The organism is Lujinxingia litoralis, from assembly GCF_003260125.1.
GTDB classification, from domain to species: domain Bacteria; phylum Myxococcota_A; class Bradymonadia; order Bradymonadales; family Bradymonadaceae; genus Lujinxingia; species Lujinxingia litoralis.
In genome coordinates this window covers 230187-248294 of record NZ_QHKO01000001.1, presented here as the reverse complement: position 1 = coordinate 248294, position 18108 = coordinate 230187, and the positions used below count along the sequence as shown (strand labels likewise).

At 64.2% G+C, this 18108-nt stretch carries 14 protein-coding genes; 7 read left to right on the top strand and 7 right to left on the bottom strand.

What is annotated here, in order from left to right; translation table 11 throughout:
* The first annotated feature begins 29 nt into the window (after nucleotides 1–29).
* Entirely contained in the window at nucleotides 30–1310 is a 1281-nt protein-coding gene (locus DL240_RS01045) for a glycosyltransferase (RefSeq protein ID WP_111728000.1), read from the top strand.
* A 14-nt stretch (nucleotides 1311–1324) separates the two neighbouring features.
* Here DL240_RS01045 and DL240_RS01040 read toward each other — a convergent pair whose 3' ends face one another.
* Nucleotides 1325–3094: a protein kinase domain-containing protein gene (locus DL240_RS01040; RefSeq protein ID WP_158542269.1), complete on the bottom strand. Its 1770-nt coding sequence runs from the start codon at nucleotides 3092–3094 to the stop codon at nucleotides 1325–1327.
* A gap of 142 nt (nucleotides 3095–3236) precedes the next feature.
* Here DL240_RS01040 and DL240_RS01035 point away from each other — a divergent pair, with 142 nt between their 5' ends.
* Entirely contained in the window at nucleotides 3237–4700 is a 1464-nt protein-coding gene (locus tag DL240_RS01035) for a class I SAM-dependent RNA methyltransferase (protein WP_111727998.1), read from the top strand.
* Between the two features lie 92 nt (nucleotides 4701–4792).
* Here DL240_RS01035 and DL240_RS01030 read toward each other — a convergent pair whose 3' ends face one another.
* Complete coding sequence (locus DL240_RS01030) at nucleotides 4793–5224, bottom strand: hypothetical protein (RefSeq protein ID WP_111727997.1); 432 nt, start codon at nucleotides 5222–5224, stop codon at nucleotides 4793–4795.
* A gap of 447 nt (nucleotides 5225–5671) precedes the next feature.
* On the opposite strand from DL240_RS01030, the gene DL240_RS01025 reads away from it, so the two are divergent.
* On the top strand, nucleotides 5672–6550 hold the full coding sequence (locus DL240_RS01025) for a DUF4388 domain-containing protein (protein WP_111727996.1): 879 nt from the start codon (nucleotides 5672–5674) through the stop codon (nucleotides 6548–6550).
* Nucleotides 6513–7412 (top strand): NAD-dependent epimerase/dehydratase family protein, encoded by a 900-nt coding sequence (locus DL240_RS01020; protein ID WP_158542268.1) that lies wholly within the window; start codon nucleotides 6513–6515, stop codon nucleotides 7410–7412. Before DL240_RS01025 ends, DL240_RS01020 begins: the two co-directional genes overlap by 38 nt.
* 3 nt (nucleotides 7413–7415) lie before the next feature.
* On the opposite strand, the gene DL240_RS01015 is transcribed toward DL240_RS01020, so the two are convergent.
* The 5 genes from DL240_RS01015 to DL240_RS00995 all read right to left on the bottom strand — a co-directional run bounded on the left by DL240_RS01015 (nucleotide 7416) and on the right by DL240_RS00995 (nucleotide 14293).
* Complete coding sequence (locus DL240_RS01015) at nucleotides 7416–9416, bottom strand: GGDEF domain-containing response regulator (RefSeq protein ID WP_111727994.1); 2001 nt, start codon at nucleotides 9414–9416, stop codon at nucleotides 7416–7418.
* Between the two features lie 116 nt (nucleotides 9417–9532).
* Nucleotides 9533–11146, bottom strand: a complete 1614-nt coding sequence (gene phnE / locus DL240_RS01010) for a phosphonate ABC transporter, permease protein PhnE (protein WP_111727993.1) — start codon at nucleotides 11144–11146, stop codon at nucleotides 9533–9535.
* Between the two features lie 42 nt (nucleotides 11147–11188).
* Nucleotides 11189–12145, bottom strand: a complete 957-nt coding sequence (locus DL240_RS01005) for a phosphate/phosphite/phosphonate ABC transporter substrate-binding protein (RefSeq protein WP_158542267.1) — start codon at nucleotides 12143–12145, stop codon at nucleotides 11189–11191.
* Nucleotides 12146–12381: 236 nt separating this feature from the next.
* The gene (locus DL240_RS01000) at nucleotides 12382–13524 is read right to left on the bottom strand and encodes a 4-hydroxyphenylpyruvate dioxygenase family protein (protein WP_199589690.1); all 1143 of its coding nucleotides are present in this window, start codon (nucleotides 13522–13524) and stop codon (nucleotides 12382–12384) included.
* Nucleotides 13525–13699: 175 nt separating this feature from the next.
* Nucleotides 13700–14293 (bottom strand): HD domain-containing protein, encoded by a 594-nt coding sequence (locus DL240_RS00995; protein ID WP_111727991.1) that lies wholly within the window; start codon nucleotides 14291–14293, stop codon nucleotides 13700–13702.
* A gap of 112 nt (nucleotides 14294–14405) precedes the next feature.
* Here DL240_RS00995 and DL240_RS00990 point away from each other — a divergent pair, with 112 nt between their 5' ends.
* The 3 genes from DL240_RS00990 (at nucleotide 14406) to DL240_RS00980 (ending at nucleotide 18098) form a co-directional block, all read left to right on the top strand.
* Nucleotides 14406–15311: a Rossmann-fold NAD(P)-binding domain-containing protein gene (locus DL240_RS00990; RefSeq protein WP_146618026.1), complete on the top strand. Its 906-nt coding sequence runs from the start codon at nucleotides 14406–14408 to the stop codon at nucleotides 15309–15311.
* A 289-nt stretch (nucleotides 15312–15600) separates the two neighbouring features.
* A complete protein-coding gene (gene cpaB, locus DL240_RS00985) occupies nucleotides 15601–16470 on the top strand; it encodes a Flp pilus assembly protein CpaB (RefSeq protein ID WP_111727989.1) in 870 nt (289 codons plus the stop codon).
* A 248-nt stretch (nucleotides 16471–16718) separates the two neighbouring features.
* Entirely contained in the window at nucleotides 16719–18098 is a 1380-nt protein-coding gene (locus tag DL240_RS00980) for a pilus assembly protein N-terminal domain-containing protein (RefSeq protein ID WP_111727988.1), read from the top strand.
* Nucleotides 18099–18108 lie beyond the last annotated feature (10 nt).

The following is an 18108-nucleotide window of genomic DNA, read 5'->3' as shown; positions in this document are numbered from 1 at the left end:
GGCGATCACGCGCAACCCTTTGAGGCGATATGATTCACGAGAGTATGTTCTCCCAGCAGCCCGTTTACCCGGCAGTATTTATCGGTCGCAGCGCCACGGAGCTCGCGCGTCGGTACAGCGATCGCTTTAAGCGCCTGTCGCAGGCGGGCTTTGAAATCCACGTGATGGCGGCAGACGATGGAGGCTTTGCGCTGCTGGAGCGTCAGGGCGTTAAGTGCAAGCCCATTCCGGTGGCCAGCGCGCGTAACGCGCCGGGGTTGATGGGCGCCTATTTTATCATCCAGGCTCATCTGCTGGAGCTGCGTCCGGTGCTCTTGCACGTGTGCTCGCATCGCCTGGCCTGGATCGGTGTGTTTGCGGCTCGGCAGGCCGAGGTGCCGGCGATTTTTGCGACGATGGAGTACCACTGGCTCGAAGAGGAGCCGGTGCATCTGCCCCTGGGGCCGCTGGCGCTCTTGCGGGCCAGCGCCAAGGTGCGTCGGGCCGAAGATCGGATCAACGACGTGGTGGGGTATCCCTGGCGGCGGATGATGCTGCAGGCCTACGAGCACCTGGGAGAAGACGTGGATCGCTACGTGGTGACCACCCAGTTTGATTTCCGGTTGCTGCAGGATCTCAAGGTCGTGGCGCCCTCGCGTCTGGAGGTGGCGATGGGGGGGGCCGGCGTCGATGTGACGCGTTACCACCCGGCCGAGGATCGCGAAGCGGCCCGCGCCAGGGGGCGTGAGGCGTTGGGCCTGCCGACCCACTGGCGGCAGGTCGTGGGCTTTGTGGGGCCGGTGTCACGTCGTCACGGCGCCGATGACCTGGTGGCGACGGTCAAAGCGCTGCGGCGATCGCACCCCTCGCTGGGCTGGGTCATCGCGCCGCGCGGCACCCTTGCCGACGGGCAGGCGCGCCGGCTGCGCCGGCTCGCGGATCGCGGCTGGGTGAAGCTGGTCAACGGCGATCGCAAGACCGACGCAGCCTTCTATCACGCGCTGGATGCGCTGGCGTTTCTGGGCACCGCGTCCACGCCCCCGGACGCGTTGCTGGAGGCCGGGGCGTGTGGGGTCGCCGCGGTCGCGTACGACACCCCGGCGACGCGCTCGATCGTTGTCTCCGGGCAGAGCGGGGAGCTGGTGCTGGAGGGCGATCAAACCACGTTTGCCACCGTACTGGGCGCGCGCCTGGGGGCCCCGAAGTTGCTGGCAAGCCAGGGCGATCGGGCCCGCGCCAGAATCGAAGAGCTCTTTACCCGCGAGGCAGCGGACACCCAGATGTTAGAGCTCTACGACGCGGTGTTGGGCGCCAAACTCACCGGGCGCTGAGCAAGAGCCGACGCTCAGGGCGCTTCAAACTCAAAATGGAGGGTGGGCGTGGGGGCTTTGAGCGTCTGCGTCTGTTCGATGTTGGCATTGAGACGCGCGCCGACCCTCACCGGGAACTCATCCTCGGGGAGGCGAAGCTCAACGGGGCTAAAGCCTACCGAACGTCCCTCCACCAGCACCCGGAGCGCGGGTGGCGAGGTGGTCACCCGTATAAGATGGGTGGAGGCCTGGGAGGCGGCGGGCTCCAGCGGGGCGGCTTCGGCCGGGGAGGGATGCTCGCCGGGAGCCAGGAGCAAGAATGCCGCTGCCCCCACAAGCGCGGTCGCGATGAGGCCCAGGCCCAGCAGCGGCGGGCGACTTGCCGCGGGGCGTGGCGGTGTGGGGTGAGCCCGTGGCGAGGGGGCGGCCGGCGTCGGGGAGCTCGTGCGGGTGGCAGAGGCTGTTACGGCCGGCGTCGGGGCGACCTCCACCGCGTCTGGAATGTCGCTGAAGGCTTCCGGGGGAAGCTCGTCGAGGCCGGGCTCGGAGGGCTCGGGCTCGGCCGGCGCGTCCCGGGGAAGGGGCGTGGGCCGGCGAGGCTCGGAGGAGGGCAGTGTTTGAGGGTCGACGTCGCCAAAGTTGAGTTCGTCGCCAAAGAGGCTGTCGACGTCGGCGTCTTCCGAGAGGAAATCCAGGGGCGATTGGAGGTCGGCGTCGAGAGAAAACGCGCCGACCGGCGAACTCAGCACGCTGGCGTCTTCGGCATCCAGGGCTTCGGGCGGGCTCGCCAGGGCCACGTCGGCGGCCTCTTCGGCCGTTGAGGGCTCGGGGCCGACAATAAAGGGATCGGAGGGCGCATCGGGTTCGCCTTCACTCTCGCCAGCGTCATACGCCTGAGAGGGCTCCGGCTCCGGCTCCGGTGGTAGCGCCGGCGGCTCCTGCAGAAAGTGGGACGTCTGCTGGTCAAGGATATCACTGGCGATGGCGGCGTTTGGAAGGCGCCGGGGCTGCTCTTTGGCCACCAGCATGTCGAGAAACTGACGGAAGCTCGCGCCGGCCTCGACCGTATAGGGCAGGGCCGCGGCCTCGGTGGAGAGTTGGCGCGCGATCAAGGCGATGCGGCTCTCCTCCGGGTAGGCCGGGGTGCCGGTGAGCATCTCCATGGCGAGGAGCCCCGCCGCGTAGAGATCGGCGGCCGGGGTGACCCGGCGTTCGCTCAAGATCTCGGGGGCCATGTAACGCACCACTCGCCGCGAGAGCTTCGACTCCTCAAAGGGCTCCTCACCACTGGCAAGCTCGTAGAGCCGCCAGATCTGGAAGTCGACCACGTGCAGCGTCGGCGGCCCGTTGTGGCCAGGGGTAATCCGGATCTTGGAGGGGCGCAGAAGCCCGTGGGTGAGGTTCATCTGATGGGCGTTGTCCAGCGCCTCGCAGAGTTGCTGGAGCAAACCGAGGGTGGCCTCAAGCGAGAGCCTGCCCACATGCTGGAGATAGTCATTCAGGCTCCAGCCCCGGGCCCATTGCGTGATGATGTAGGGACATCCGCCGACGCTTCCGTGCGCGTAGGGGGTGGCGATGGTGTCGGTGTTGAGCGCGCGTAGCTCGGCGGCCAGGTGGGCGAAAGCATTGGAATCGGCCGGTCCCTGGTCGCGACAGGCAAAGATCCGAATGGCCACCGGACGGTCGCCCAGGTGCAGATCGCTGGCGCGAAATACCGGTCCCCAGCGTCCATCGTGCACCCGAGCTTCGAGGCGATAGCGATCGTCGATAAGGTCGCCAATCTTTACGCGAGGTTGAACAACCATGGTGCTTCCGGCAACGTCTGGGGTATGTGGGGAGAGTGTCCGGGCGGAGCTTAACAAGGGTTTACAGTTCCGACAAGAATACTCGCCCCTGGGAGAGCCTTGCATCATGTGGGTTCTGGACGACTTACCGGTATGAGAGCGCATGAGCGACACCACGGAAACATCCTCGAGCTCCTTAAGCCTCGCTGAGGTGCGGCGGGCGCTTGAGCTTGAGGTTCGTATTGATGATTTTGGTTTCACCGGCGAAGGGTATGTGCGTCTGCAAGACGGCTGGCTCTCGGTTCATGGGGCCCTTCCCGGGGAGTGGGTTCGAGTGCGATTGCAGCCCGATCAGCGCGAGGGGGCTCGCCGGCTCTACGCCGATCTGGTGGAGGTGCTGGAGCCTTCGCCGGTGCGTCGAGATCCGCTCTGTGAGCGCGATGCGAGCTGCCGCGGTTGCCAACTTCGCCATCTGAGCGTCGATGAAGAGCTTCGCTTTAAGGTGCGCGGGATTCAGGAGGTCGTGGAGAAGTTCGGTGGCGTGCCGCCTGGGGAGCAGCCCGAGGTGGAGATTCTCACCCCGCAGCCGACCGCACGCGGCGACGCGTATCGCTACCGCACCTCGCTGAGCTTTCGTCGGGTGGGCGATCGCGTGGAGTTGGGGCTCTACAGTCCGGCCTCCGAAGCACTGATTTCGATGTCCGATTGCCCGGCGCTGACCGCGCAGACCCAGCGGGTGGTGGCGACGGTGGAGCGCTCGTTGCAGGGGCTGAACACCTTGCCCTGGGACGCTCATATGGCCCGGGAGGTCTCGGCCCAGGTGGAAGGGTTTGAGGTGGCGCCCGGGGTCGAGCAGATCCGTGTGGTGGTCCCCAATCACGGGGTGGGGCTGGTGGAGGTGCGGCTCACCGAGGCACGCGATCAGGAGCATTTCGAAGCCCAGTGTCACTCCGAAGCGCTGGCCGGATGGTTGGCTCGCCTGAGCGAATACTTGCCTCCGCAGGTGGGGCTGGCCGTGGGAAGTGGGAGCTTTCGGGCGTATCTGAAAGAGCCCACCCGCGTGCGCATTCCCCTGGGGCGGCTGCAGATGGAGGTGGGCTACGACGACTGGATTCATGCCACGCTGGCCCCGGCCGAGGTGCTCTACGAGGCGCTTGAACACTGGCTGGAGCCGACCCGCGCCGAGCGTTTTCTGGATGTGGGTTGCGGCATCGGCACCATCGCGCTGATGCTGGCCTCCCGGGTCGCGGAGGCGGTGGGGCTGGATCAGAATCAGGCCTCGATCGAGTCGGCCGAGATCAACGCGGTGGGCCAGGGCATCGACAATGCGCACTTTGTGGCGGGAGGCTGGGAGACGGGATTGCGTCGACTGGCGGCGGCTGGCGAGCGTTTTGAGCTGGCAACCATCAACCCGATGCGTGAGCCGGTCGGTCGTCGGGCGCTGGCCTACCTGAACCCGCTGGGCGTGGAGCGTCTGGTGTACCTGGGGCCTTCGCCGGCCGCGGCGGCCCGGGACCTGGGAGCGCTGCGGGAGATGGGATGGGAGATCGACCGACTGGCGGCGGCCAACCTGCACCCGGCGACCTACCACACGATGCTGGTCGCGCGCCTGCGCCGGGAGGTTTGACGGCTCAGGCTGCCGGCGGTCACCAGAGCAAAAAAGCCCCGCGCATCAGGCGCGGGGCTTTTTTGTGGTTGGTGGCGAGGTGCCCACCGATCTCAATCTTCGAGGTGCGGGCGGTAGTACTGCTCGCGGATCGTTTCCACGGCGAAGTGCAGGAACTTGTCGATGGCCTCTTCGGGCACATCTTCGATGGCGCCTTCGATCTGTCCGTAGTGGTTGATCGGGGCGTTCTTGATCTGGACGCCTTCCAGGCCGCTGACGAAGGTGTTGGCGCGCGCGCGCAGATCGTCGGAGAGATCTTTGTTGGGGTGGGGCTTGATATGAAGGAAGACCTCGCCCTTGGTGTTGAGGTCCATGACGGCGTACTTAAGCGAGCCGTAGCGGATGTTGAAGCCGCCGACCTTTCCCCCGCCCGGGGTGGCGTCGCAGCCCAGCTGGCGAGCCTTGATGATGGTCTTCATCATCGCTTCGCGCCGTTGCTCGCCACCAAGTTCCTGGGCTTTGGAGAGAATTTCGAGAGTATCCAAGTGTCCTCCTCAACTGCTGTGGGCCCGGACGATCCGGGCACCGAGAGGCGGTGACGCGGGGAGCATCGCGGGGAAACCATAAAATATCGGGGCGCCGGGATGAAAAGGACCAGGCCGGGACGCCAGAGATGTATGCGAGGATCGGTCCGATCCTTCACCGGACATACCGTAAAAACGCCGCGAAACGATCCCCTATTTCAGCGCGATGATCAAGGCGGGAGTTTTGGCCCGGGAGGTCAGCTATCCGATCGACCCGAGGTGATTAGGCTTGGAGCCAGCAGGTAGCATGGCCGTTTGTGCGGCCTGGTGATCAGGCACTCCGCAGGCCGGGGAGCCGAGGAACTGACCACAAGGGGGGGAGCTGTGAGCAAGCATGCTGGGGTGAAAGCGCAGCCGGCCGTCGGTCTGATAGGGGTGCGACCACGCACTGTGGAGTCGTTAAGAGCGATGCTTCAGGCCGGAGGCTTCCGGGTGCGCGGAGTTTTGCGGGGAGCGGTGCACGAGGCGTTGGTGGCACTGGCGAGGGAGTGCCCGGTGGTCGTCGAAGCGCTCGAAGAATCGGAGTTGGTCGAGGCGCTGGAAGCCACGGTGAGGCAGGGGCTTGGCGAGCGCGTGGTGGTGATCACCGACGCACGCGAGGTGCGGCTTCGGGTGCGGCTGATCGAGGCGGGCGTGGCGCAGGTCGTTGCCCGGCCGCTCTCCAGTGCCGAGTTGATCGCCCGGGTGGCCCGGGTGCGTCGCCTGGATTCGCCCGCGGGGCTCCAGGGGGCGCTGAAGGTCGTGGGGCTCAGTGATGTACTCATGCTCCTGCACCAGCAGCGCGCCAGCGGCGAGCTGCACGTGAGGGGGCAGACACTGCAGGCGTGTATCTGGATGGAACGCGGGGCGTTACTGGGGGCCCGCGCCTCGCAGGGCCTCTGGGGAGAGAAGGCGCTATTTCGAGCTTTGAGGGTATTTGACGAAGAGGAGGGCTTCTTTGACTTTCGTGACCCACGGATCAAGCGTGGCAATCTGGGGCTGGCTCACTTCGAAGTGTTGCCGGCGTTGATGCTTCGCGGGGCCCAGCATGCCGACGAGTTTCGAGCGCTGCGTGCCAGTCTGCCCGATGGGCCGTTGAGAGCGAGCGATGGCCTGACTTATAGTGAGCGCTGCGCCGAGGTCTTTTCGATTCTCGCTCGGGACCCGGAGCGCGTCTGGAGCGTCGATGCGTTGATCGACGCCAGTTCACTTTTGGATCTGGAGGTGGCCCGTCAGATCCACGAGGCCTTCAAACGCCAAGAGGTATGTTGTGTCCAACCCCCTCGCCACGATCCTGCAGGATGTTGATCTGCGGACTCAGCGCACTCTGGTGCTCGGTGCAACCGGGCAGCTGGGGCGGCACCTGGTACGCGAACTCAGCGACCGCGGCTGGCCCACGCGGGCCCTGCGCCGGTGGCAGTCCGAGCCCTTGTCGCCTGCGCTCGTCGGGGTCGAGGAGGTCGTGGGAGATATTTTCGATCCGGTGGCGTTGGCGCAGGCACTCTCCGGAGTCAATTACGTGTTCTACTGCGTGGCGCCCGACGCCGACACGGAGCCGGGCACGATCATGGGGCGGGCGGTGGAGGGCATTCGCCGGGTGTTTGAGGCCGGACGTGGCGCCGGCGTCGATCGCTTTGTTGTCGTGAGCTGCGCGGCCACCGTCGCCCGCGTACCTCCGGGGAGCTACGCCGATGAGCGGGGGCACTACCTTCCCGGTTCCGGAAACGATCTCTTCCTGGAGAGCAAGTACGCCGTGGAGCAAGAGTGCTACCGCTACTTCGCCGATGGCATGGACATCGTGATGTTGCTGCCCACGCTTCTGGTGGGGCCGGGGATCGATCTGACACCCTTTGCGGCGCTTGAGGTGCCCGAGGGGCAGGGGCTCAACTGTGTCGACGTGCGTCAGGTCGCGTTTGCCGCGGCGCAGGCGCTGCGATACGGGCGTAGCGGGGAGCGCTACATCATCGGCGGAAAGAACGCTACGGCCGGTGAACTCTTTGAGGGCTGGCGCCCGAAACGCCGCGGGCGCCGGCCTCGCCGGGGGCCGCGAGATCAGGCGATTGTGGTCCGAGGGCAGTGGTACAGCAGCGCCCGAGCACATCATGACCTCCATCTGGGGGAGCGCGCCTCGCCGCCGGATGCCACGGTGGATCAGGACCTTCAGGTTTGAGCATCAGGGCGACTGAGGGGGACCTCGTCCGATCTCAATGCGGCGCCGACCTGCGCGTTTGGCGCGAAGCAGGCGCGCGTCGGCCACGCTGAGCAGCGCCTCGGCGTCGCCACCATCGTCGGGATAGGCGGCCAGGCCAGCGCTAAAACTCACCGAAAAAGCGCGTCCCGATTCTCCCTCAAACTGCATCGCGCATAGCTCGTCATGGACCCGCTGGAGCGCCCGGGCCGAGGTGTCGATGGCCTCGTCGACCAGCACGACGACAAACTCCTCACCGCCCCAGCGTGCCCGCAGATCTTCGATGCGAAAGCGGTCCTGAAGCAGACGCCCCAGCGTGGCCAGTACGCGATCGCCGGCGGGATGGCCGTGGTGGTCGTTGACCCGTTTGAAGTGATCGACATCCAGGATAGCAAAGACCAGTCGCCGGTGGTGCCGGGTGACCTCGGCCATGCGCGCGGCGAGTTGCTCCAGGAAGGCGCGACGCGTCAGGAGGCCGGTGAGCACGTCGCGATCGGCGCGCTCTCGGGCCTGGCGCGCACGCGTCATTCGCACGTTGAGACGCGCCAGTAACTCGTTTCGCGAGAGGTTGCTTAAAATGAAGTCATCGGCGCCGGCCTCATACGCTGCCAGACGCGCCGACGAGGAGGCAGTGGAGCTAAAGAGCACGATGGGGAGGTCTTGCCAGCGCGGCACCGCTCGCAGGGAGCGGCACAGATCGAAGGGAGAGATTCCCGGGAGCTCGGCGTTCATCAGCAGAAGATCGGGGCGGTGCCGCTCCAGCTCATCAAAGATCGACGAGGCGTCGGGGCGATAATGCACCGCCACATCTTGCTCGCCGAGGTGGCGAGCCACTTCTGAGGCGAAATCACCCTCGGGATCCAGGATGAGCGCACACGACTGATGGGCGCGGCGGCTGATGGCCAGGCGTTGAGCAATCTGCGAGAAGCTCACCGCGCTGACAGGTTTGGCCACGATCTGTGAAGCCCCCGCCCAGAGGCCGTGGACGCGATCCAGCGAGGTCTCCTCAGGACAGGCCAGCGCCAGTGGCAGATGCTTGAGCTCTGAGGCCTCTTGAAGTCGGCGGATGTCCTCGGCCTGGCGAGCCCGTGACATCGAGGGCTGCAGGGTGAGCAAGACGCCGGCGAGCAGCGGTGTCTGCACCTTGTAGCAGGCCTCGTCGACTGTGGTCGCGCTTCGTAGAGGGATCATGAACTGCTCGGCAAAACGCTCCACCCGCTTGAGGTAGGCTTCATCGGAATCGATGACGACCACGGTTAGCGCGCGCCCCTCGCCAGCTGAATTCAGCGCCGAGGGAGGCGTCGCAAGCTGGGCTTCGCGCACGCGCTGACGCACTCGCGCAAAGAGCGTGGGAAGTCGGTGGAGTATGTCGGGCCGGGAGGCTGGCTCCGATGCCGTATGAAGTGTGCGAAGCGGCTTGCTAAGCGCGGCGAGCGCGTCGCTGACGGGGGTTAACTCAAAGTGCCGTGCGGCGTCTTCCATCGGGGCGATGGCCTGTCTTAGTGAGCGCGCGGGGAGGCGGCCGGCCATCAGTTCTTCAAGGAGGTGGCGCAGATAGGCGGTCTCGATATCGAGAGTGGCGATGAAGTCCTGACGTCGCGCGCCTTCTTCGAGCACCACCACGGATTCTTCGGAGAGGCTGCCGTAGGGAGAGGGGGAGGCATGGAGGTGGCGCTGAATGGTCAGTGCGAGCTCGGCGTCGGGCGTGCCGGGCGGCAGCCAAAGATCAGCGCTCGGGCTTTCTCCCAGGGTGAGTACAAGGGGGGGAGGCTCGGTGAGACGCCAGCGTGCGAGCACCTCGGCGTGCCCCTGCTCCAGCGCATCGGCGTCGATGACCAGCGCCTGGACAGAGCGCAAGTCGTGTTCCAGCGCGTCTGGAGGGCTCGGCGCTCGGAGCAGAGCGCAGGTATGGAGGTCGCCGAGCGCGTCTTGAAGCCGCGTGGCTCGCTCCTCATCCTTCAGGACGATTAGCACCTGCCTCAACATCTCGTGGGACTCTCGCGTGTGTCTGCGCCGACAAAGGCGGCGCAGACAGGGGGCCGATGAGCGTTAACTTCTAAAAGCTAAGCGGCCTTCACGCCTATTCCAACGATAAGGAGGGGTCAGCTCATCAATCGCGCCCGGACGCGTGAACTCACCGCGTCGAGCACCGTGACCACCGCCAGCAAAAAGAGCAGGGCCGTGGCCGCGCGGTCGTACTGGAAGTTGTTGATGTAGGTGTAGAGGTAGAACCCGATACCGCCGGCACCGACCACCCCGAGGATGGAGGCTGCGCGCACGTTGTACTCCAGCATGTAGAGGGTGTAGCCGAGCATCAGCGGGAGCACCTGGGGGAAGACCCCGAAGCGAAACCGCTGCAGCGGCGTGGCCCCGACGGTGCGCAGAGCTTGGAGGGGGCGCGGATCGATCGATTCGATCCCCTCGTAGTAGAACTTGCCCAGGTAGCCGGCCGCGTAAAAGGTCAGCGCCAGGATGCCCGGGAAGGGGCCCAGACCGACGATCGCCACGAAAAACAACCCCCAGATGATGCTGGGTATGGTGCGCAGGAGGTTGAGCACCAGGCGCGCCACCACCTGAAAGGGGCGCGCCGAGATGTTGCGGGCGGCCAGCGTGGCGATAGGCAGGGAGACGATGGCGGCCAGGGTGGTGCCGATCAGCGCCATCTGCACTGTCTCCAGCAGGCTCCGGGCCACGTTGGCGCTGACCGAGAAGTCCGGCGGCAGCATGCGCGAGAGGAAGTTTGCGGCGTGGTCAAAGTTGCCAAAGATGCGGCTTACCGAAAAGTCCACGCCCATCGCCGACCAGATGTAGAGGCCGGCGATCAGTATGGCGAGCAACACGTAGAAGGAGCCTTTGCCCCACATCCCGTCGATGGGAAGCGGCGCCGGAGTAGCGGGGCGGGCTTCGTCATCGGTGGTGCGCGCAGCCGAGGCGGGGGCGAGTTCTGTGGGGCCGAGGGCGCCATCGGTAGGCTCGTCGATCGCCAAGGCTTCCAGTACTCGGCAGCCCTGCTCGGGAGGGCCATCGAAGACGAGTTCGCCGTGATGCATAACGAGCACGCGGTCGGCAAACTCGCGGGCCATGTTCAGGTCGTGAAGCACCATGATCACCGCACGTTGGTGATCACGGGTGCCCGAGCCGGCCAGGCGATCGATGGCCCGGCCGGCCCAGTGCACATCAAGACTGGCGATAGGTTCGTCGAGCAGCATCACCTGGGGGGACTGATGAAGCAGTCGCGCGATGGCCACGCGCTGCTGCTCCCCCCCGCTGAGGCGCGAACTGCGCGTGTGAATACGCTCGCCCAACCCGAGGTCGTCGAGGAGTTCGATGGCTCGGGAACGCTCGTCGGTGGGAAAGCGCACCATGCTGGCGGCCGAGGGCTGGTGGTAGAGTCGGCCGCAGAGCACGTTCTGAATCGCGCTGAGCTGCGGGACCAGTCCGTAGTTCTGGAAGACCAGCCCCACCTTCTCGTACATCGCCCGCGGGGCAGTTTGGCCGGCCGCGATGCGAAAACCAGCCAGCTCTACGCTGCCCGCACTGGGGGCGAGGAGCCCGCTGAGTACGCGCAGCAGCGAGGACTTTCCGCCCCCGCTGCGCCCGACGATTGCCACACGCTCACCGGCGGCCACCGAGAAGGTGATCCCTCGCAGCGCCTCCACGGGCTGCGAGGTGGTCGGATAGCTCAGGCAAAGATTTTCAACCCGTACAACACTCAACTCGGTCTTCCTGCGAATGGTGATGCCCGGCGGGCTCCAGAGTTAGAAGCGCGGCTCATAGCCGACCAGGTCGCGCATACGCTTGAGTTCGCTGACGTGCTCGTCGTGACCACGGGCGACGATGCGATCGGCGCCGTACACGCTCTCCAGCAGCTCGGCGTTCTCCGGCTCGTTGAGCTTGAGCAGCGCGTCGCGCACGTTGTCTTTGACCTCCTGGGGGAGGTCGCCGCGGATGGCAATGCCGTGGGTGGGCACCGGTCCCTGGCGTTCGATGACTTTGACTTTGGCGCGTTGGTCCTCGTCCAGATACTGCTGCAGGGCGTAGTCCGAGGCGGCGGCCGCGTCGACCTGACCATTGACCAGGGCCAGCAGAGCCTGCTGATAGCCGCCGGCGTAGATCACGTTGGAGAAGTACTCCGTCGGATCCTGATCGGCCTTGAGGTAGCCCTCATCAATGACCTTGCCCAGCGGAAAGAGGTAGCCTGAGGTGGAGGTCGGCGACGTAAACGCGATCGAGCGGCCCTTGAGGTCGGCTAGCGAATCGATGTCGCTGTCGGCCAGCGCGTACCACTGCGAGTAGTAATAGGGGTGACCGTCGCGCTCTTCGACGACCAGGAGCTCGGCGCCGGCGTTTTCGTGGGCCACCAGGTAGGGCAGGCCGCTGAAGTAGGCGACGTCGGCGTTCTCGGAGCGCAGCGCTTCGACGACGGCCGAGTAGTTGGTGGGAAGAAAGATCTCTACGTCGTAGCCGGTCTCTTTTTCGATGAACTCAGCAAACTTCTCGGCGTCGAGCTGCAGGCCTTCCGGATTCTCCTGGGGCTGGAAGGCAAAGGTCAGCTCTACCTCTTCGGCTCCTTCCTGCGCCGCTTCGGTCGCTTCGGTCGCTTCGGTGGCCTCGGTGGCTTCGGGCTCGGACTTCTCGCAGGCGCCCAGCGCCAGCGCCCCACCCAGTAGGGTCAGTAGCGCCGCGTGGCGAAGAGTTGCGGTGTGGCAGGACATCGACATGCTCCATGCAGAAGATTGATCATAGGGCCGGTACGCACTGCGTCGTGCCAGCGGAACGCCGCCATTGATTAAGACCACAGGCCTTAGCGTCAAGGGGAAATTGATAATTAATATCAATTAGGTGTGATCTGGCGTCGCTCTCAGAGGCCGCGAGGCCGGCCCTGGGGCCGGCCTCGCGACGTATCTTATGCATGGCCAGTGGCCCTCGAACCGAGGGCTTGGCTGCGTGATCAGGCGCGGCTGCGCTCGACCTGATCGCGTTCAATGGCTTCGAAGAGGGCGCGGAAGTTTCCGCCCCCAAAGCCCTTGTCGCCCTTGCGCTGAATCAGCTCAATGAAGAAGGGACCGGCTTCGGGCTGATTGTAGTAGAGCGCAGCTTCCTTCATGAAGATCTGCAGCAGGTACTTCTCGTCTTCGCCATCGATGAGGATGCCGTGCTTCTGGAGCACCTCGTAGTCTTCATCGATCTTCGAAACGCCTTGCTCGGCCATCCGTCCCGGAGCGGCTTGATAATAGCTCGGCGGGGTGTGGAGGAACTCGATGCCCTTGCTTTCCATCTCTTCGATGGACGCGATGATGTCGTCGAGGTTGAAGGCCGCGTGCTGCACACCGCCACCGCCGAAGTCTTCCAGGTACTTCTGGATCTGCGAGGCGTTGAAGAAGGGGCGCGCGGGCTCGTTGTTGGCGAACTTGATGCCGCCTTCCGGATCCCACATCACGATCGACTTAAGTCCGGAGCCCGACTGACGGGTGGGATCGATGTCGCTGGTGTGGAAGGCGATGTCCCAGAACTGCTCCATGCCCAGGACGTCACGGAACCAGTCGACCAGCGGCTTGAGCGTACGCACGTTGGAGGTGAGGTGATCGATGGTGGTGAAGTTAAAGCGGTTGTTGCCGCCGGTGTTCACGACCTCGAAGCCGGGGGCGTAGCCCTGATAGCCCTTCTTCTCGACAAAACCGTAGGTGGTGTTGCCCAGGGGCGTGGCGATCTCAAAGGAGCGACGGGTGCCGCCGTCGGCTTCATGGGTCTGAATCTCTTCGATGATCGTGGCGCCGCGCTCTTCCAGACGCTTGAAGGCTTCTTCGATATCGCGCACCGCGAAGTTCACCGTGCCGATGCCGGCGGTGTGGAACTTGCGATGGTAGGCCGCCCAGCTGTCCGGCCGCTGCGATTCGACACACTCAATGATGATGTCACCGGCCTGGTAAACCTCAGCCATATCACCGGTGGCATCTTCCCACGCAGGAGTCGAGCGAGCGATCAGCGTGAAGTCCAGCATATCGACGTAGAACTTGCGGCTGCGCTCCAGATCGAGCGTGACAAAACGAAGACCATCGTAGCCGGTGATGCCCAGGTTCTTAATTTGCGACATGTGCGCCTCCAGAGTGTGGGATAAGGGAGGCCGGGAGCGTTCGACTCTCAAGGGAGACGACACTCTCAACCTGCCGGTGGGGATGTGCTGACGATCGAACTAACCTAATGAGCGCACCCTGTAAAGCGAGTGCTTCAGGCGGGACGGTGCAATCCCCAGGGGGCCTAGTCTGGCGTCAATCAAAGTGCGGATCAAACCAGGTTTTATCATCGAAATGGCGGCGCAACGCCTGAAATATCTCCGCTGCCAGGTGAACCCCCCGGGCGTCAAAGCTCGTGGAGGTATCAAAGAAGCGTGAGGTCTCTCCTCGCTTCTGGTGGCGGTACTCCAGGGCGCGGGCCAGCATCTGGATTCGGTCGGCCACCTTGACGATACGTGCTTCCAGCGTCTGGCCCTGGCGGTACTCCTGAAAGGCCGAACGCCAGGAGGGCAGGGCCTCCAGAATGTGATCTGCCGCGCGATCTTCGGCCTGGTCGACCACATCCTTCCCAATGAGTTCCTTGACCGGCCGCGGGAGGTCGGTGAGCATCGCCTCGCCGAGGTCGTGAACCAGGGCAATGCGTAACACCCGCTCGACGTTGGCGCCCGGGGGAGGCTGATGGTCGGCAAGCCACAGAGCGATCAGTGTGACGCCGTGGATGTGAGCGGCGATGGATTCAGGGCGATCGACTCCGCAGATCTGCCAGCCGGTGCGCGGGAGCGATTCCAGGCGTTGGTCACGGCTGATAAGACGCAGAAGTTGTTCGACATCGGGGCTTGTCTGGGACATGTCAAGAGGGCCTGAGAAGGTCGGGCGAACGAGCAGCGCGGCAAACCACCCGGAACGAGCGTTGGTAGGAGTGCGATTAAAGAGGCTCTAGAGATTGAACAGCAGGAAGGCGATGACAAGCACAAACGCGGGTCGAGTAGCGTTGACCGGTGCCGACAATCTTGTAGGGGGGCAGGTCGCGCGGGCGCTTTGTGAGGAAGGCATCGGTGTGCGCGCGCTCGTCCCGCCCGAGGCCCCACGCTGGCACCTGAGCGATCTGGCGATCGACTGGCGAACGCTCCGCAACGATGAGGGCGAAGCGGGTTGGAGTGAGGCCTTGCACGGGGCCGGGGCCCTGATCGTGGCGGACACCCAACGCTGGTCGGGCCAGACGGGCCAGGCTGCGGAGGCGCGCCAGAGAAGCGTGGCCCGGCTTCGCCGAGTGCTCGACGCCGCACAGCGCGCACACATTCCGCGGGTCGTCGTGGTCTCCGGAGAGCAAACCCTGGCCGACGGTTCCGCCGAAGGGGCGGCTCGGCTTCCCGAGGATTTCGGGAGCCCTCAGACTCAGGGGCTGCTCGCGGTCGAGTCGGAACTCTACCGTTACGTCGCGCAGGGAATGAACGTGTGCCTGGTGGTTGCGGGCCTTCCGCTGGGGCCAGGGGATGTGCGCGGCGATCAGCTCGGCCTCTTTGCCCCCGATATGCCGATGCATGAAGGCGTGCTTCACCCCTGTGATGCCCGTGATCTTGCACAGGCGATCGTTGCGGCGGCCCGAAAAGGCAGGGCAGGGCGGCGTTATCCGGTGTTGGGCAAGCCTGTACCCCTGGAAAAACTCACGGAACTTCTAGACGCGCATGGCGGTTGCGCCCGTCCTGCTGCGTCGAAGCGACATTGGCCCCCGGACTGGGCACTGCGTGCGCTCCCGCTCCTCAGCGACCAGGCTGCCGGCGAGCTGGGCGTGCGTTCGCGCCCCCTGGCGTTAACGATTCGTGATACCGCCCGCTGGTACCGCCAGGCCGGCATGCTTCGGTACTGAAGATGGTCGGAGGTCCAACCTAAAGAGGCCGGGACGGATCGGAGACTTCTCCTCAATTCTGGCGGGCTTGAGCATGGTCTGATAGGTTCTCCTTTCTCACCGACGCCCCTGACGGGACCGGGACGCAACCCTTCGTGTTGCTGGAGTGTCCGTCTTTATGCGCTCGTCCCCTTGCCCTCGGCAGGGCGCCTGGTGTAGGAATATTCCGCACTGCAGATGTCAAGTCTAACCCGCAGGCGTACCTAGCGCCTGGCCACTTTATCAGGGCACTCGGCGAGGAGAGAAAGGAATGGCCAAAAAGAAACTACTCATCGCGGCGGTAATCGTCGGTATGTTTGCTGCCTTCTTGCTGTACCTTTACACAGCACAGATCGAGGAGGAAAAGGACGAGCTGCTGGCGAACCCGCGTGACGTGGTCGTGGCGGCTCGTGACATTCAGGCAGGGACGCTGCTGAGCCGCGAACTGGTCAACACCAAGTCGGTTCCCGGGCAGTTCCTTCCGGCCAACCCGCTTCTTAGCCAAGACCTGGATATCTATCTCGATATGCCGGTGAGCGAGTCCATTAAAGAGGGCTCGATGATTCTCACCAGCGACTTCGCGGTGGCCGAGGTCGCGCGGACCCTTTCGGCGCGTATTCCGGCTGGCGAGCGGGCGATGACCATCCCGGTCGACGCGATCTCCGGGGTTTCCGGCCTGCTGCGGCCTGGTGATCGGGTCGACATTCTGGGAACCTTCCCGGTGGGTAACGAAGATAACCTGATTCCGGAAGCCAGCGGTCAGGAGAGCATCGGATATGTCACGATGAACCTCTTGCAGAACGTGACTCTGCTGGCTGTCGGCCAGGAGATCTCGGACATTCCCTCCGGAGATAGCCGGGGCAACCGTGGTCAGTACAGCACGGTGACGCTCTCGCTGACCCCCAGTGAAGCCGAGCTGCTGGTGATCTCGCAGACCCGTGGCAAGCTGATGTTGTTGCTGCGTCATCGCGATGACATCGAAGCGGTGACCGTGACCAAGACGACCCTTCGCGAGGTGTTGGAGGAGCTGGAGGTCATCAACCGTAAGCGTCAGGTTCGCGTGCAGAAGCGGCCCAAGTGTGCTGCCGGCCAGAAGCTGACCAACGGTCGCTGCGAAGATACCATCGAGTTCCTGCGCTAAGCGGTGCGCGGTAGCGACATCTGAGTGAGATGCCAGGGCGACTTCCCCAGTTTTGGGAGTCGCCCTGACGTCTTTTTTGGGGCAAAAGGATGTCGCGCATAAGGGCGATGAGCCCGGGGTTTTTGATTGCGTTTTGCCGCGCATCAGGAGAAACTGCCGCTGTTATAAAGCCTAGTCGAACTGGCAGACCGACCTCGTTGTGCGGCTTGCTTAAGTGATTGCAATGGGATGCAGCTGTAAGGAGAACCATGAAGACGCTTTTTAGGTTAGGGGCGCTGTGGGCGGTCTTATGTGTGGTGGTACCCCTGTTGGTGGTGCCGCTGGAGGACGCGCATGCGCAGAATACGGTGGTGCCCGATATGGAGTTCACCATCGCCGTCGGGGAGACCCTGACGCTGGATGCCCGAGGAGTACGCCGCGTCTCGATTGGGCTGCCTGAGATCGCCGACGCACAGACCAGCAGCGATCAGCGCTTTCTGTTCATCAGCGGAAAGTCTGAGGGGGTGACCACGATCAACATCTTCGCCGGCTCCGGAAATGAGCAGCGAACGCTGTTGATTCGCGTCGTGGGTGTGAACCCGACCGCGCTGGCCGAAGAAGTTCGTTCGGTGCTGGGCGATCGTGCCGGGGTCGATATCCGGGTGGTGAAAGGGCGCGTCCTCATTGAGGGCGAAGTCTCCAGTGAGATCTTCCAGCGTAAGATCGATCGTCTCACCGAACTCTATCCCAATCAGGTGCTTAACTTCGCCACCTACCGTGAGGCCTTCGTGGAAGGCGCGCGCATGGTGGCGATCGACGTGTACTTTATCCAGTTGGCCACAACCAACCAGGACAACCTGGGCGTACGCTGGAACCAGTTCATCGGCATGAACCTCACCGGCGGCAGTGGCGATGTGCCTCTCTTCTACAACGCCAGCGAGCTGGGGCCGGGCGTGCTTCCGGCGGACTCCGTCCTCCCACCGCGTCCCATGGCGTTGACCGGGGGCAGCGGTCTGACGACCTATTCCTCGATCGTGGGTAACCTGAACTTCGCGCTCGACCTGCTGGTCGACAGCGGCATGATCAAAACCATCCAGCATGCCACGATGATCACCGAGGCCGGCACCGAAACCAATTATCTCTCCGGGGGCACGCTGCTGATTCCGATCTCGACGGATACCAGTATTGGTATCGCCGAGAAGGAGTACGGGTTGAAGATGAAGGTGACGCCGGTGCTCGACTTTGAGAACCGCGTTAAGCTTACCATCGAAATGGTCTACTCCGAGCTGGATTACGCCAACGGTGTTCAGGGGCTTCCGGCGCTGCGCAACAACGAGATCACCAGCACCGTCAATATGCAGGAAGGTCAGTCGGTTCTGGTCAGCTCTCAGGACAACGTGGTGTTCACCTCCAACGAGCGGGGCTTGTGGCTTCTGAGCCGTATCCCTATTCTCGGGTGGGCGTTTAAGAGCCGCAGCATGCTCAACCAGGAACTCAATAACGCTCTCTTCCTGACCCCCCGGGTGTACGAGCCCGGTACCGATTACCACCGTACCCTGGTGCAGGGCGTCTTCCAGGAACTGCTGGATGCCGGTGCTCAGGCTGAGGATCTGCCCGAACTCACCAACGCGCAGCCTCAGGGTGAATAAGAGGCCAGAA